Raw genomic sequence first — 13,678 nt, forward strand, 5'->3', positions numbered from 1 at the left:
GAGATTTTGAGTTTCCTATGCTGACTCCTCTTCTCGATCAAGCTGCCCTTGCTTCTGCCCAGAATGCCGTTGAGCCAGTGGTGAAAGCCGAAGGTGTAAACCACTATTTCGGCGAGGGATCCCTGCGCAAGCAGATTCTCTTCGACATTAGCTTTGCCCTGCAGCCAGGGGAGATCGTGCTGCTGACTGGCCCTTCCGGCTCCGGCAAAACCACCCTGCTGACGCTGCTGGGGGCCTTGCGCTCGGTGCAGGAGGGCAGCTTGCGGGTGTTGGGACAGGAGCTGCGGGGAGCTCAGCCCAGTACTCTCATTCAAATCCGCCGCCAGGTCGGGTACATTTTCCAGGCCCATAACCTGCTGCGATCCCTGACGGCAGCCCAAAACGTGCGCATGGCCCTGGAGCTGCACAACGGCCTCTCTCCTCAGGAAGCCCAGCAGCGAGCGGAAGCAATGCTGGCGGCGGTGGGCCTGGGGGATCGCGTCCACTACTACCCGGAACAGCTTTCCGGCGGACAAAAGCAGCGGGTGGCCATTGCCCGCGCCTTGGTTAGCCATCCCAAGCTGGTGCTGGCGGACGAGCCCACGGCAGCCCTAGATAGTAAGTCGGGCCGCGAGGTGGTGACCCTGATGGAGAAGCTGGCGCGGGAGCAGGGCTGCACCATCCTGATGGTGACCCACGACAACCGCATCCTGGACATCGCGGATCGGGTGCTGCACATGGAAGATGGCCGGCTGGAGAGCCAAGCCGTTGCCTAACTTTGCCCAGCACAGGCGTGGCAGCGGTACCAGTCAATGGTGCGCTGCAGCCCTTCCCGCAAGCCGACTTTGGCCACAAAACCCATCCTCTCTCGGGCCTTGGAGACATCCAGACAGCGGCGGGGTTGGCCATTGGGCTTGTCCGTTTGCCAGCGGATCTCTCCCCGGAACTCCATCAGCTCGCAGATGAGGGCAATCAGATCCCGGATGGAGATCTCTTCACCGGTGCCCAGGTTCAAGGGATCCGCCCCGTTGTAGAGCTGGGTGGCCATGACAATGCCGCGGGCCGCATCTTCGGCATAGAAAAACTCGCGGGTGGGGCTGCCATCCCCCCACACTTCGACGTAGTTTTGGCCCCGTTGCTGTGCTTCGTGCACTTTGCGGATCAAAGCTGGGATGACGTGGGAGCTTTCGGGGTCGAAGTTGTCCATGGGGCCATAGAGGTTCACCGGCAGCAGGTAGATGCCGTTGAAGCCGTACTGCTGTCGGTAGGCTTGCAGTTGCACCAGCAGGGCTTTCTTGGCGATGCCGTAGGGGGCGTTGGTCTCTTCCGGGTAGCCGTTCCAGAGATCCTCTTCCTTGAAGGGGACGGGGGTGAACTTGGGGTAGGCGCAGATGGTGCCCACGCAGACAAACTTCTCCACCCCGGCCAGGTAGGCGGCGTGGATGAGCTGGGATCCCATGATGAGGTTGTCGTAGAAGAGTTCTGCCGGCTTGGCTTGGTTGAGGCCGATGCCACCCACGTGGGCGGCCAAATGGATGACGATATCTTGCCCTTGCACCACCTCTTGGCAGACTTCCCAACGGCGCAGATCCTGGGTGCGGGAGCGCGGGATGCGCACCTGCTCCGGCTTTACCCCCAGCACCTGCAACTGTTGCAGCACATGTTTGCCCAAAAAGCCGCTGCCCCCTGTGAGCAAAATGCGCTTCTGGCTGAGATCGACGGAGCTGGGCAAGCTGTTAGGCATAGATCCGACGCAGAGAACTTCCGGCTTTCATTATGCTGCAGACGGGATAGCCGTATTCCAGACTTGTTGGCGATGGTCATCGAGAATAGGCAAGGCATCAACTCAAAACCTGGGCAAACCGCCCCGGCGATAGAGCAGGGATCCATTCATCCGCCTGTCCATAGGCTTGTTGGGCGAAGCGACGGGCCAAAGCGGGCACGATGGGCAGGGGGTTGCTGAAGCCGGAAAACAGTTGCAAGCCTTCCCAACCGGGCAGGGATCCGACCAGAGGCTGGTGATCGGCGCTAAAGGCCACCAAGCAGTGATACCACCGTCCGGGCAGGTGGGCCAACTTGGGCAGGTAGCGACCAGCCTGTTCCCGGATCTGGACTTCGCTGGCGGCTGCATCCACCTCGGCATGGGGATCTGTCAATACCCGGCTGATCTGGCCCATGCGAATGCTGCCATCCACAAATTGCAGGATCCCGGCATCCAAAATCGGCGGGCCAAGCTCGTGCCCCGGCTCGTCCCAGAGGGGATCCCGATCGGGATGGGCGGCTTGTCGTTCCAGTTCCAAGCGTTGCACGGGCACGCTCATCACCAACGCTTTCAATTGCAAATCCGAGGGCTCCAGCTCCAGGGATTCGGCATGGGTGTAGTAGATGGGCACCCGGATTCCCGCTTGGCGCAACAGAGCCCGTGTCCAGCCGCCGGCGCACACCACCACCTGGCCTGCTCCGTAGCAGTCGGCTCCGGACTCTACGCCCGTGATGCGCGCTCCCTGCCGCCGCAGGGCCGTTGCTGTTGCGATCAAGAGGGATCCCCCCAATCGTTGAAAGGCTTTTTGAAAGGCCAGCGCCGTCAACAAGGGGTTGATGTGGCCATGCCGAGCCCAGAGGACTACTTCCAGAGCGGCCGGATCCAGCAGCGGCTCCAGCTCGCAGGCTGCCGCCACCGAAATCCGCCGGGGTGGGATGCGACAGTCGGCCAGATCCGCCTCAACGGCCTCTGCATCGTAGCCGGGGGCAATGGGCATGAGCAGATCCAGCTCGCGAAATTGAATATCTGCCTCCAGCTCTTCTGACAGGGTGCGGTAGCGTTGGATCCCTTCTTCCCCCAGAGCTTTGAGCAGCGGCGTTTTGCCCGCCCAATGGGCCAAGCCCCCGTAGCTGTAGCGGGTTGCTCCGTTCAGCACTCCATCTTTCTCCATCAGCAGAACGGATCCCCCCTGGCGGGCCAGTTCATAGCTTAGGGCTGCCCCGGTAATCCCGCCACCGATCACGATCCAGTCGTAGTTGGCCATCGCTTCCCTCTTTGCCCTGAACCTCATCTTGCGGCAAAGTGGCTCCGTTCAGGGTAGCAAGCGCAGCGGAACTCGGATCCGCACTGGTGGCGGTACTGGCTGAAGCGGAACTCACAAAGGGCTTCCTTGAGTCCAGATTGAGAGTCCCCTTGGGTCCAGAGTCAACATAAAAGGCAGGTTAGTGGCATCGGCCATCTGCAAATGAACCTGTGGCGGCATCTGGCCCAGACTTTATCGCTGCACACTTCCCCAACAGGTAAAAGGGGCCAACCTGGACAGAGAACATAGCCAACAGAAACGGGCGGAGATCTCCGGGATCCCTGCCCATCCTGGTTTGAGGCGGGTTATTCTCTGCCCTCAGGCGCTTTCAAGACTCTCCCGCCAGGCGGGCGTAAAACAGGCCTTGAATGCGAACAGTGTGGGGTTCCATCGCCCCTTGCTCGGTGCTGGAAGGCTGAATGCTAACAAAGGATCCCGCCATTTCGCCAGTGCTGGGATCCACGCGAGCGATCCGCAGGGACATTTTCCCCTGGGAAACCTCGTCCACCTTGCGGTTGGTGGCAAAATCATCTTTGGCAGCCTGTAGACCTACCGCAGTGTCGTAGCCGGTGTTGGATCCCCGCCCGCGCGGGTCGAGGAAGGTGCTGCTGTGATAGCCGGGCACCAAGAACTCCCCTTCAAAATCGGTCGAAGGGTCAATGGCCGAGCCCTGGGCAGTGGCGACCAAGTCTTTCACGCTAAACAGAAACGGCACCAGCTCGCGGCGGGGCATTTGGCCGGTGGTCGGCTGAGAGGTGATCCCATCCACCACTTTGAGCTCCAGCGCACCGTCTTTGGGAGTCACCTCAGCTTTAATCGGCCCCAGAGTGGCCGCTGAGATCATGATGTTTTTGGCCTTGATGAACTCTTTCTCGCCGTTCCGCTTTTCCTCTTCCACCTCAATTTGCACCGGCTGGAAGCAGACATCCGTCAGCTTCAGGGATCCCCCCCTAGGCACTTCGATACGGCCCCGGGCGTTGTCCGAGACCGAAGGGCAAATGGCGGCCTTGCCGGTGTTGCGGATCTGGTCATAGGTCAGCGGCGCCTTGGCAGCCTTAGCCGGAACAGCAAAGACGCTCAAACAAAGCGCCAACAGGATGGCGAGCAGTGGACGGTACCGCATAATCAACCTCGAAAAACCTTTTTTGAATCTGAACGCTGCTGGGGGAAATAAGCCCGAATGCCCCCATTGTACGCAATCGTGATCCCCCTCAGAGGAAGTGCCTCAAAATTAGCCACCCACCAACAGGGATCCCAGCCAGCGTTCCCGAATCTGGGTGATCAACTCGCGGATAGGCTGTTGGTTGACACGGTAGCTGATGGGATGGGCAATCAGGCGAGCTGTACTCTCGAATAGGCAGTCTCGCTCAATCAGGCCGTTTTCCCTCAGGGTGCGCCCTGTGGCTACCAAGTCGACGATGGCATCGGCCATGCCGGTGAGGGGGGCCAACTCCACCGAACCATAGAGAGAGATAAGCTCCACCGGCAAATCCAGGCGGTCAAAATACTCCCGGGCGCAGCCGACAAACTTAGAAGCCACGCGGGCATGAGCAGGCAACTGAGCTGCCGAGTGGTAGGGGCTATCTTGGGGAAGGGCCACCGACATGCGACAGTGGCCAAATTGGAGATCCAACAGGTGGGCCACCCGCGCTTCGGTGCCGGCATAGCGCTCCCGCAAGACGTCGTAGCCGACAATGCCCAACTGCGCCTGCCCGTACTCCACGTACACCGGCACATCGTGAGTGCGCACCAGCAGCGCTTCGTAGCGTTGTCCGTTCAGCCGGGTGGGGGATTCAATCCGCAGCAGGCGATTGCCGGGATCCAAAAAACGGCTGAAATCGATCCCCACCTGCTGCAGGCATTGAATGGCCTCAGGCAGCAAGGCCCCCTTGGCCAGGGCAATCGTGATGGGTGGGCTGTCGGGACGGCCATCCAGCATCTTTTTCAGGATCTACTACATTTGTCTGATACATCCGTCTGAATCTTGGGCCAGGAGCAATCAATGTAAGAATGCTGGGATCCCCGTCTGCCGGGTGGAACTCTCAGGAGAGACGGGGCAAAACGAGGGGCTCAGGGGAAACCCTTGGCGAAATGCCCAGAAGAGCAAGCCCCCTTGATTGTAGGGGATCGGAATCCCAGCAGCGATTCCCCAGCCTCTTGAAAGCCCCGCCGGTTCTCTGGAATGCCGATCCTGGGATGATAAAGTCAGAGCACGGTTAGCCCGGAGGAGTGACGACGGCATGAAAGCCATGATCCTGGCAGCAGGCAAAGGCACGCGGGTACGGCCCATCACCTACATGATGCCGAAGCCGATGATCCCCATTTTGCACAAGCCTGTCATGGAATTTTTGGTGGAGCTGCTGCGGGAACACGGCTTCGACCAGATCATGGTCAACACCAGCCACTTGGCCCACCAAATCGAAGACTACTTTCGAGATGGGCAGCAATGGGGGGTTCACATCGGCTTTTCCTTCGAAGGCCATTTTGAGAACGGCCAGCCGGTGGCCGAACCTCTGGGCTCCGCTGGCGGTATGCGCAAGATCCAGGATTTCTCCGGATTTTTCGACAGTACCTTTGTGGTGCTCTGTGGGGATGCCCTGATCGACCTGAACCTCACGCAGATCGTCAACTTCCACAAATCCAAGGGAGCGCTGGCCACTGTGGTCCTGCGGCAGGTGGATCCCAGCCAGGTCTCCAGCTACGGAGTGGTGGTAACCGATGAGACGGGTCGCATCACTGCCTTCCAAGAAAAGCCCAGGCGGGAAGAGGCCCTCGGCCACACCATCAACACCGGCATCTATGTTTTCGAGCCGGAAGTGTTCGACTACATTCCCCCTGGCTGCCCCTACGACATCGGCAGCGATCTCTTCCCAGCCTTGGTGAAAGCGGGTGCCCCCTTTTATGGGATCACGGCTGACTTTCAGTGGGTGGACATTGGCCGCACCCACGACTACTGGCTGGCGGTGCAAAAAGTGCTGCGCGGCGAGATCAAGGGAGTCAAGGTGCCTGGGATCCAGATTCAACCCGGCGTATGGACGGGGATCAACATCCGCGCCAACTGGGATCGCATCCACATCGAGCCACCGGTCTACATCGGGGCCAGCAGCTATTTGGCGGACGGGGTCAAACTCATCGGCCCCACGGCAATTGGCTACGGATGTGTGTTGAATGAAGGGTGTACGCTGGATGGCAGCTTGATTTTTAACTACACCCAGATTGCGGCAGGCGTGACCCTACGCCACCAGATGGTGATGGGTCGCTACTGCATTTCCTCCGATGGCAATGCCATCGACACCGAAGAGTCCAACCTCACGTGGCTGATCGGAGATGCCCGCAGCAATGCCAACGGCAAATCCCCATAGCGCCCTCTACCTCTACGGGATCGTCGCTGCCCCTGGCCCGCGTCATCTGAGTGTGGTGGGGCTGGACAAGCAGCCGGTGCAGGTTCACGGGCTGGGATCCCTGGCCTTCTTGTATTCCCAGGCTCGACAGGAGCGCTACCTGGCCAGCCGGGCCAACTTGCTCGCCCATGAGGCCGTGCTGGAAAAAGTGATGAACGAGGGACACCGGGCTCTGCTGCCTCTGCAATTTGGCCTGGTGGTGAGCGGCTGGGAGCAGGTGGAACGGGACTTGGTGCAGCCCCGCTTGGCGGATCTGCTGGCTCTGCTGGAGCGCCTGGAGGGCAAGCGGGAGGTGGGAGTCAAAGTCTTCTGGGATCCCGAGCAGGAGCTCAAGCTGGGGCTAGAGGAAAACCCTGCCCTCAAAGCTCGGCGAGACGAAATGGCCGGCGCTCCTCTGGGGCTGGACGCGGTAGTCGAGATCGGACGGGCTCTGGAGCAGCTCTTAGAGCAGCGACGTCAGCGCATTGCCCAGACCTTTACAGCAGCCCTCAGCCCCTTGGCCAGCGACCGCGTAGAAGGAGATCTGCTCACCGAAAACATGGCCTACAACGGCTCGTTTTTGATCAATTGGGAAGATGAGCCGGTTTTTGCCCAAAAAGTAGAGGAGCTAGACCAGACCTTCCAGGGGCGGCTGCGCATTCGCTACAACAACTTCACCGCTCCCTACAATTTCGTCAAACTTTGACACACTCAGCTGTATTGGGTCACTTCTCTACAAAAGACAAGAGGAGACCGCTCGGCTGAATGGTCGAAGGCAGGGATCCTTTTGGGGATCCGCTTAGGTATTGTGGGGATAGGCACTGCAGTGGCTAAGCCGAGGGAGACGGTATGGAGTGGCTTATTTTTATCCTGTTTTTAGCTCTGGCGGTCGGGATGTTAGCCCTGGCCTTTTATCAAGACAAGAAACGTCGAGAAGCTCTGGAGCGGGTAGCTGCACAGCTAGGAATGCGCTTTTCTGCCCAGTTGCCTGAAGAGATTCGATCTCGCTTGTTGCAAGCAGGCTTTGGACTGTTTGAACGAAGCCATGGGCGGCGTTTCTATAACTCGATGTCCAAGCGGCTGATCGACGGCACCGAGATTGCCCTTTTTGATTACCAGTACACCCGGGGCAGTGGCAAGAGTTCTAGCACTTATCGCCAGTCCGTCTTCTACGCCTATCACGAGGATCTTCATCTGCCCCGTTTTCGGCTGCACCCCGAAAATGCCTTTTTCCACGGCATCGCCAAAGCTTTTGGCATGCAAGATATCAACTTCGAGAGCCACCCTAAGTTCTCCCGGAGCTATCTCTTGCGAGGAGAGAATGAAGCCCAAGTTCGGCTGCGGTTCCATCCTGGCGTCCTTGGTTTTTGGGAGCAGCATCCCAACTATTGTGCCGAAGGGGCCGGCGCCCACCTCATTCTCTGGCAGAATGACCGACAGGTGAATCCCGAAGGGATGGCAGAATGGATGCGCTTGGGGGAAGAGTTGACTCAACGGCTGCGGCGTATGTAGTAGCAGAGCCTACGGCCCCCCGCCGCGAACGGTCAACCTCGGCCTAAACCTCACCCCAAGAGGGTGCGCTGCAATCTCAAGAACCTCTCTACTGAGCGCCGAGGGCCGCCAACAAATCATCTGCCAACAACACCGCCGTATAGACCAAGGCCTGTCGTTGCTCAGGAGACAAATCGCCGACGGGAGTCTGGGGATTGCTCACGATACCCTGCAGTACTCTGCTGGCTATGTATTCCCGCTTGGAAACCCCTGGGCTGGAGATGGTGGGGTTATCCAGAGAGAACTTCTGATGGTGCTCGAAGGGGAAGGCGTATTCGGGGGCAACCGGCATCGCTCGACTCCAGATGGATCTCTACACTCTGCTTTGCCTATTTTCCCATCCTCTCTCGCTGGGGATTTTAAAAAAGCGGTGCCTCAAAAAAGACATAACGGGTTATCGTAATCAGAGAGATCCCTATGTGGGGGAAGGATCTGGGCTGCTCTCCCTTGGGAACAGTGGACATGCATTTGAGGGATTCTTTTCGACGCACCAAAATTGTTGCCACCATCGGCCCTGCCAGCTCAAATCCAGCCATTCTCAGGGAGATGATCCTGCAAGGGGCAACCACCCTTCGCCTGAACTTCTCCCATGGGGATCACGAGCTACACCGCCGCAGCATTCGCCTGATCCGCCAAACCGCGATGGATCTGGGCATCCAGGTCGCCATCTTGCAAGACCTGCAGGGGCCCAAAATCCGCCTGGGCAAGTTCGCCGAAGGCTCGATCACCCTCAAGGCTGGGGATCCCTTTGTGTTGACCAGCAAACCTGTCTTGGGATCCCAAGAGCGCAGCTGGGTCACCTACGACAAGCTGGCCCAAGAAGTGCCCGAAGGAGCGACGATCCTCATCGACGATGGTCGAGTGGAGATGCGGGTGGAAGCCGTGGATCCGGAAGCGGGCGAACTCTTCTGCCGCACCATTGTCGGGGGTACCCTCTCCAACAACAAGGGGGTCAATTTCCCCGGTGTGCGCCTGAGCATCCGCGCCGTGACCCCAAAGGATAAAGAAGATCTCTACTTCGGCCTCAACCAAGGGGTGGATTGGGTGGCCCTCAGCTTTGTGCGGGATCCCTCTGATGTGCTGGAGCTGCGGGAGCTCATCGCCTCTGCCAAACGGCCTTCTTCGGGCTCAGCCGACAAGCGGGTACCCATCATCGTCAAGATCGAGAAACACGAGGCCATTGAACAGCTGCCCCAGATTTTGGCCCTCAGCGACGGTGTGATGGTGGCGCGGGGAGATCTGGGGGTAGAGCTGCCTGCGGAAGAGGTGCCGATCCTGCAGAAGCGGGTGATCGCCCTGGCCAACTCCCTGGGGATCCCGGTAATTACGGCCACCCAAATGCTGGACAGCATGGTGCACAGCCCCCGGCCTACCCGTGCCGAAATCTCCGATGTGGCCAACGCCATTTTGGATGGCACCGATGCCGTCATGCTCTCCAACGAGACGGCTGTGGGCAAATACCCTGTCGAGGCCGTTGCCACCATGGCCCGCATTGCCGTGCGCACCGAGCGCGATTACTTTGACCTGACCTACGCCGACCGACGACAACGCCTTCGCGCCCTTGCCATGCAGGAGCTGAGCCAAAACAACGGCAACAGTCCTGCCGGGATGCGGCCCAAAACCCTGATCACCGACTCGATCAGCCGCGCCGTGGGGGAGATCGCCCAAGAGTTGGATGCTGTAGCCGTGATGACCCTGACCAAAACAGGGGCTACCGCTCGCAATGTCTCTAAGTTTCGCCCCCGCACTCCCATCCTAGCCGTAACCCCCCATGTGGAAGTGGCACGGCGGCTGCAGTTGGTTTGGGGGGTACATCCGCTGTTGGTTATGGATTTGGCCACTACCCGCCAGACCTTTCAAGCGGCCATCAGCTTGGCTCAGGAAGATGGCTTGCTCAAGGATGGCGACTTGGTGGTGCTCAGTGCAGGAACCCTGCCAGGCGTTGCGGGATCCACCGATCTGATCAAGGTGGATGTGGTGAAAGCGGTGGTGGCTCAAGGCAAAGGGTTTGGCAAAGGCATTGTCAGCGGCCCGGCCCGCATCTTGAGATCCAGCCTCGATGCCAGCAAAATCACCGCCGGAGACATTTTGGTTGCCCAATCCACCGACGCCAACTATGTGGAGGCCATCAAACAGGCAGCCGGGGTGATTACCGAAGAAGAGGGAGCCTCCTCTCATGCAGCAGTCATTGGCCTGCGGCTGGGGGTGCCGGTGCTGGTGGGGGTCAAGGATGCTACCCGCTTAATCCGGGATGGATCTATCGTCACTCTGAACCCAGAGAAAGGCATAGTGACCGCAGGAGCCGATGGCTTGGGCTTTTAAGCGGGCCTTAAGGTTGCCTGCAATACAAACTTGTATCTCTTGCTACGAAACGAGACCCAGTTCTATGATGGGGGTGACAGGGCAAGATTTTCCCGACCCCTCGGTGCGTCCCATTCATCCCACGTGTAGGTTAAGCTATGCCCACTTTACAAGCCACCCACTATGCGGTTGAGGCTATCCAGGAGGAAGCTCGTCGCCTTGTCCGGCAGGGGGTCTTGCGCCGCTCCGAAGCCATTGCCCACCTGCAACCCTTCTTCCCCCAGCGGGAGTGGCAGGCGATTGCCCAAGAGCTGGAGCTGCAAGACTACTGCCCCTCGGATCCTCTCTGCGATTTAATCGGCGACTGCGAGGAGTGGGGCGAAGACTAAGCCTCGATCTGCCGAGGATGGCAAGCGGTCGGCGTTGGCAGACAGCCAATGCTTCTTTCTATTCCACCCGTTTTTTCCCTCTTGATCTGTCGGCGGTTAAGCTGGATGAACTATAGTCAGTAATCAAACATCCCTTTTCGCCGGGTTCGCATGGGTCAGACGGCTGTCATTGCCACCTCAGATGGAGGTCTCGACCTGAATAGCCTCGGTTTTGAGGTGCCAGGGTGGCTGCGTGCTCTGCTTTCCGGTGCCGAGGATCCCGGCGATGGGCTGCAGCCTTACACGGCTGAAGAAGCCAATCTGCTGCGCCGTGCCTTTGAGTTTTCCTATTGTTTGCATCAGGGCCAAAAACGCAAATCAGGGGATCCCTACATTGCCCATCCGGTAGCCGTGGCTACTCTCCTGCGGGAGCTGGGGGGGGATGCGGTGACAGTGGCAGCCGGCCTTTTGCACGATGTTATTGAGGATACAGAAGTTACCCCAGAAGCCCTGGAAGCTGAATTCGGCTCTGAAGTTCGCCTACTGGTAGAGGGGGTTACCAAACTCTCCAAGTTCAATTTCTCCAGCAAAACCGAGCAGCAAGCGGAAAATTTCCGCCGCATGTTTGTGGCCATGGCCAAAGATATTCGAGTCATCGTGGTCAAGCTGGCGGATCGCTTGCACAACATGCGCACGCTGCAGTATCTCTCCCCCAGTAAGCAACGGCAAATTGCAGCCGAAACCATGGAAATTTTCGCCCCTTTGGCCAACCGGCTGGGGATCTGGCATTTCAAATGGGAACTGGAGGACCTGGCTTTTAAGTATCTGGACTACGAGGCTTACCGGAAGATCCAGGAATTGGTCAATGCCAAGCGCGCCGAGCGAGAGGCCGAGATCCAAGCTTTTATCGAAGAGCTGCGGCAGAACCTTCTTCAAGCGGGACTGGAACGCTTTGAGATCAGCGGACGGCCCAAACATTTGTACAGCATCTATCGCAAGATGCAGCAGCAGCGCAAAGAATTTCACGAGATTTACGATCTCTCAGCAGTTCGGGTAATCGTACATACCAACAGCGAGTGCTATCGGGTGCTGGCAGTCGTTCACAACTGCTTTCGCCCCATCCCTGGGCGTTTCAAAGACTACATTGGCTTGCCCAAGGCCAATCGCTACCAATCTTTGCATACGGCGGTGATTGGCCCGCAGGGAAGACCGGTGGAGGTGCAGATCCGCACCGAAGAGATGCACCGCGTGGCTGAGTACGGGATCGCCGCCCACTGGAAGTACAAGGAGGCCGGCAGCACCACTGTCAAGCCCGACGAGGAGCGCTTCACCTGGCTGCGACAGCTGTTGGAGTGGCAAAACGACCTCAAAGATGACAAGGAGTATCTGGACACCCTTCGCGAGAACCTGTTTGAGAGCGAGGTTTACGTCTTTACGCCCAAGGGGGACTTGCTGGCTCTGCCCCAGGGATCCTGTCCGGTGGACTTCGCCTATCGCATCCACTCCGAAGTTGGGGATCACTGTGCGGGGGCGCGGGTGAACAACAAGATCGTGCCTCTGGATACCCGCCTGCGCAACGGCGACATTGTGCAGATCATCACGCACAAAAATGCCCATCCCAGCCTGGACTGGATCAATTTCGTTGCCACCAGCTCTGCCCGCAATCGCATTCGCCAATGGTTTAAGCGCTCAAATCGTGAGCAAAACATCGCGCGGGGCCGGCATTTACTGGAGCGGGAGCTGGGCAAAACGGGCTTTGATGCCCTGCTCAAATCAGAGCGGATGCAGAAGGTGGCCGAAAAGCTCAACTACGCCAGCGTAGAGGATTTGTTGGCCGCTCTGGGTTATGGCGAGACGACCCCCACGCTGGTGATCCATCGGCTACAGGAGGTCAGCAGGCCGGCAGTATCCCCCCCTACAGAGGAGGAGTCGCTTGAGGGATCCAAGCTGTTGTTGCCGCGGGCTTCTGCGGCTCCCAGTTCTATCAAATCCCAATCTCCCATTCTGGGGGTGGAGGGTCTGAAACACCAGTTGGCCAAGTGTTGTAATCCGCTGCCGGGGGATCCGATTTTGGGCGTAGTCACCCGCTTTAAGGGTATTAGTATCCACCATCAGGACTGTCCACGGGTGGCTCAGGTTTCGGGGGAACGCCTGGTGCCAGTACGCTGGAACGAAGAGCAACTGCGGCAGAGCACCCAGATCTACCCGGTAGAACTGCATCTGGAGGTTATCGACCGCGTTGGGGTGCTGCGGGACATTCTTTCCCGTCTATCGGATCAAGGCATTAATGTTCGCAATGCTAAGGTACAAACTTTTGCCAACCGCACCGCCCTGATCGATCTCTGTATCGATGTACGTGATAAGAAACAGCTCACCCAGGTTCAAAGTCAACTGCGCCAGCTTTCTGACGTGATCGTGCTGCGCTCCCGCCATCACCAAAACGGATCCCGTCGACCCACAGCCGGCCCCTCGTAGGTACGGATTTTGACGCCCTTCCTTCGCGACCTGCTTCTGCGACAGCTTTACAGTCGCTTGCGGGTCCGCTTTAGGTCAGGCGCTGCCCCATCCTGACCTTCTTTGCCGCCTCCAGCAGCGCAGAGCGCTTTTCTGCCCTTCTTGTGTCTTGCTAAGGATCCCGTGTTGGCTCACAGGCGACCAGACAAGACCAACCAGCCTAGAGCGACGTCCCAGGCTTCCTTCGATAGCCTGTGGAAAACCTGGGGAAATCCAGCGAAGCCCGCCCAAGCTCCGATGGAGTTCCTGGCCATATCTAGGGGGAGGACTCACTACATTACGGGATCCTACACTGACTGTGTGTTAATTTTTATGAATTTGTCAGGAAATCACAACATTAGCCTGTGGAAAACCTGTGGAAAAACCTGAAAAATTTGTGGAAAACCTGTGGAAAAACCCCCCAAGTTATTAACAGGTATAAATACTCTGTGGAAAAGTGGCCAAGTTATCCACAGTTTTTCCACAGGTGGGGAATAAGCTCAAAAGCTCATGGCGCAAGGTGTTGACGATCACTTTCCAC

12 protein-coding genes are annotated in these 13,678 nt (G+C 58.4%); 7 read left to right on the forward strand and 5 right to left on the reverse strand.

All coding sequences use genetic code 11. The features are described 5' to 3' along the window. Nucleotides 1-17 precede the first annotated feature (17 nt). Nucleotides 18-755: a DevA family ABC transporter ATP-binding protein gene (locus tag ACVWXF_RS03520; RefSeq protein WP_011433168.1), complete on the forward strand. Its 738-nt coding sequence runs from the start codon at nt 18-20 to the stop codon at nt 753-755. Here ACVWXF_RS03520 and ACVWXF_RS03525 read toward each other — a convergent pair. The 4 genes from ACVWXF_RS03525 to hisG all read right to left on the reverse strand — a co-directional run bounded on the left by ACVWXF_RS03525 (nt 752) and on the right by hisG (nt 4,983). Next, nucleotides 752-1,723 (reverse strand): GDP-L-fucose synthase family protein, encoded by a 972-nt coding sequence (locus ACVWXF_RS03525; protein ID WP_457473647.1) that lies wholly within the window; start codon nt 1,721-1,723, stop codon nt 752-754. The two genes, ACVWXF_RS03520 and ACVWXF_RS03525, sit on opposite strands and share 4 nt — an antisense overlap. Before the next feature lie 97 nt (nt 1,724-1,820). Beyond that, nucleotides 1,821-3,005 (reverse strand): NAD(P)/FAD-dependent oxidoreductase, encoded by a 1,185-nt coding sequence (locus ACVWXF_RS03530; protein WP_457473648.1) that lies wholly within the window; start codon nt 3,003-3,005, stop codon nt 1,821-1,823. A 367-nt stretch (nt 3,006-3,372) separates the two neighbouring features. After that, nucleotides 3,373-4,167 (reverse strand): photosystem II manganese-stabilizing polypeptide, encoded by a 795-nt coding sequence (locus ACVWXF_RS03535; protein ID WP_457473649.1) that lies wholly within the window; start codon nt 4,165-4,167, stop codon nt 3,373-3,375. 108 nt (nt 4,168-4,275) lie between these two features. Then, the gene (gene hisG, locus ACVWXF_RS03540) at nt 4,276-4,983 is read right to left on the reverse strand and encodes an ATP phosphoribosyltransferase (protein ID WP_011433162.1); all 708 of its coding nucleotides are present in this window, start codon (nt 4,981-4,983) and stop codon (nt 4,276-4,278) included. A gap of 301 nt (nt 4,984-5,284) precedes the next feature. Between hisG and ACVWXF_RS03545 the strand changes: the two genes are divergently transcribed. The 3 genes from ACVWXF_RS03545 to ACVWXF_RS03555 all read left to right on the forward strand — a co-directional run bounded on the left by ACVWXF_RS03545 (nt 5,285) and on the right by ACVWXF_RS03555 (nt 7,936). Then, nucleotides 5,285-6,406: a nucleotidyltransferase family protein gene (locus ACVWXF_RS03545; protein WP_414329069.1), complete on the forward strand. Its 1,122-nt coding sequence runs from the start codon at nt 5,285-5,287 to the stop codon at nt 6,404-6,406. Continuing rightward, nucleotides 6,384-7,130, forward strand: a complete 747-nt coding sequence (locus tag ACVWXF_RS03550) for a GvpL/GvpF family gas vesicle protein (protein ID WP_011433160.1) — start codon at nt 6,384-6,386, stop codon at nt 7,128-7,130. The genes ACVWXF_RS03545 and ACVWXF_RS03550 overlap by 23 nt, the downstream gene beginning before the upstream one ends. Nucleotides 7,131-7,273: 143 nt before the next feature. Continuing rightward, the gene (locus tag ACVWXF_RS03555) at nt 7,274-7,936 is read left to right on the forward strand and encodes a hypothetical protein (protein WP_457473650.1); all 663 of its coding nucleotides are present in this window, start codon (nt 7,274-7,276) and stop codon (nt 7,934-7,936) included. 88 nt (nt 7,937-8,024) lie between these two features. Here ACVWXF_RS03555 and ACVWXF_RS03560 read toward each other — a convergent pair whose 3' ends face one another. After that, nucleotides 8,025-8,267, reverse strand: a complete 243-nt coding sequence (locus ACVWXF_RS03560) for a hypothetical protein (RefSeq protein ID WP_414351871.1) — start codon at nt 8,265-8,267, stop codon at nt 8,025-8,027. Nucleotides 8,268-8,437: 170 nt separating this feature from the next. Here ACVWXF_RS03560 and pyk point away from each other — a divergent pair, with 170 nt between their 5' ends. From pyk to ACVWXF_RS03575, 3 genes are all read left to right on the forward strand, one after another. Next, the gene (pyk, locus tag ACVWXF_RS03565; protein WP_011433157.1) at nt 8,438-10,297 is read left to right on the forward strand and encodes a pyruvate kinase; all 1,860 of its coding nucleotides are present in this window, start codon (nt 8,438-8,440) and stop codon (nt 10,295-10,297) included. A gap of 137 nt (nt 10,298-10,434) precedes the next feature. After that, complete coding sequence (locus ACVWXF_RS03570) at nt 10,435-10,665, forward strand: DUF4327 family protein (protein WP_414412891.1); 231 nt, start codon at nt 10,435-10,437, stop codon at nt 10,663-10,665. Between the two features lie 150 nt (nt 10,666-10,815). Then, a complete protein-coding gene (locus tag ACVWXF_RS03575; RefSeq protein ID WP_457473651.1) occupies nt 10,816-13,119 on the forward strand; it encodes a RelA/SpoT family protein in 2,304 nt (767 codons plus the stop codon). Nucleotides 13,120-13,678: the final 559 nt, after the last annotated feature.

Source organism: Thermostichus sp. MS-CIW-40 (assembly GCF_054058315.1).

Coding starts and splice junctions, on each gene's coding strand:
- ACVWXF_RS03520 (WP_011433168.1), top strand. CDS start 18: ATGCTGACTCCTCTTCTCGATCAAGCTGCCCTTGCTTCTGCCCAGAAT.
- ACVWXF_RS03525 (WP_457473647.1), bottom strand. CDS start 1,723: ATGCCTAACAGCTTGCCCAGCTCCGTCGATCTCAGCCAGAAGCGCATT.
- ACVWXF_RS03530 (WP_457473648.1), bottom strand. CDS start 3,005: ATGGCCAACTACGACTGGATCGTGATCGGTGGCGGGATTACCGGGGCA.
- ACVWXF_RS03535 (WP_457473649.1), bottom strand. CDS start 4,167: ATGCGGTACCGTCCACTGCTCGCCATCCTGTTGGCGCTTTGTTTGAGC.
- hisG (WP_011433162.1), bottom strand. CDS start 4,983: ATGCTGGATGGCCGTCCCGACAGCCCACCCATCACGATTGCCCTGGCC.
- ACVWXF_RS03545 (WP_414329069.1), top strand. CDS start 5,285: ATGAAAGCCATGATCCTGGCAGCAGGCAAAGGCACGCGGGTACGGCCC.
- ACVWXF_RS03550 (WP_011433160.1), top strand. CDS start 6,384: ATGCCAACGGCAAATCCCCATAGCGCCCTCTACCTCTACGGGATCGTC.
- ACVWXF_RS03555 (WP_457473650.1), top strand. CDS start 7,274: ATGGAGTGGCTTATTTTTATCCTGTTTTTAGCTCTGGCGGTCGGGATG.
- ACVWXF_RS03560 (WP_414351871.1), bottom strand. CDS start 8,267: ATGCCGGTTGCCCCCGAATACGCCTTCCCCTTCGAGCACCATCAGAAG.
- pyk (WP_011433157.1), top strand. CDS start 8,438: ATGCATTTGAGGGATTCTTTTCGACGCACCAAAATTGTTGCCACCATC.
- ACVWXF_RS03570 (WP_414412891.1), top strand. CDS start 10,435: ATGCCCACTTTACAAGCCACCCACTATGCGGTTGAGGCTATCCAGGAG.
- ACVWXF_RS03575 (WP_457473651.1), top strand. CDS start 10,816: ATGGGTCAGACGGCTGTCATTGCCACCTCAGATGGAGGTCTCGACCTG.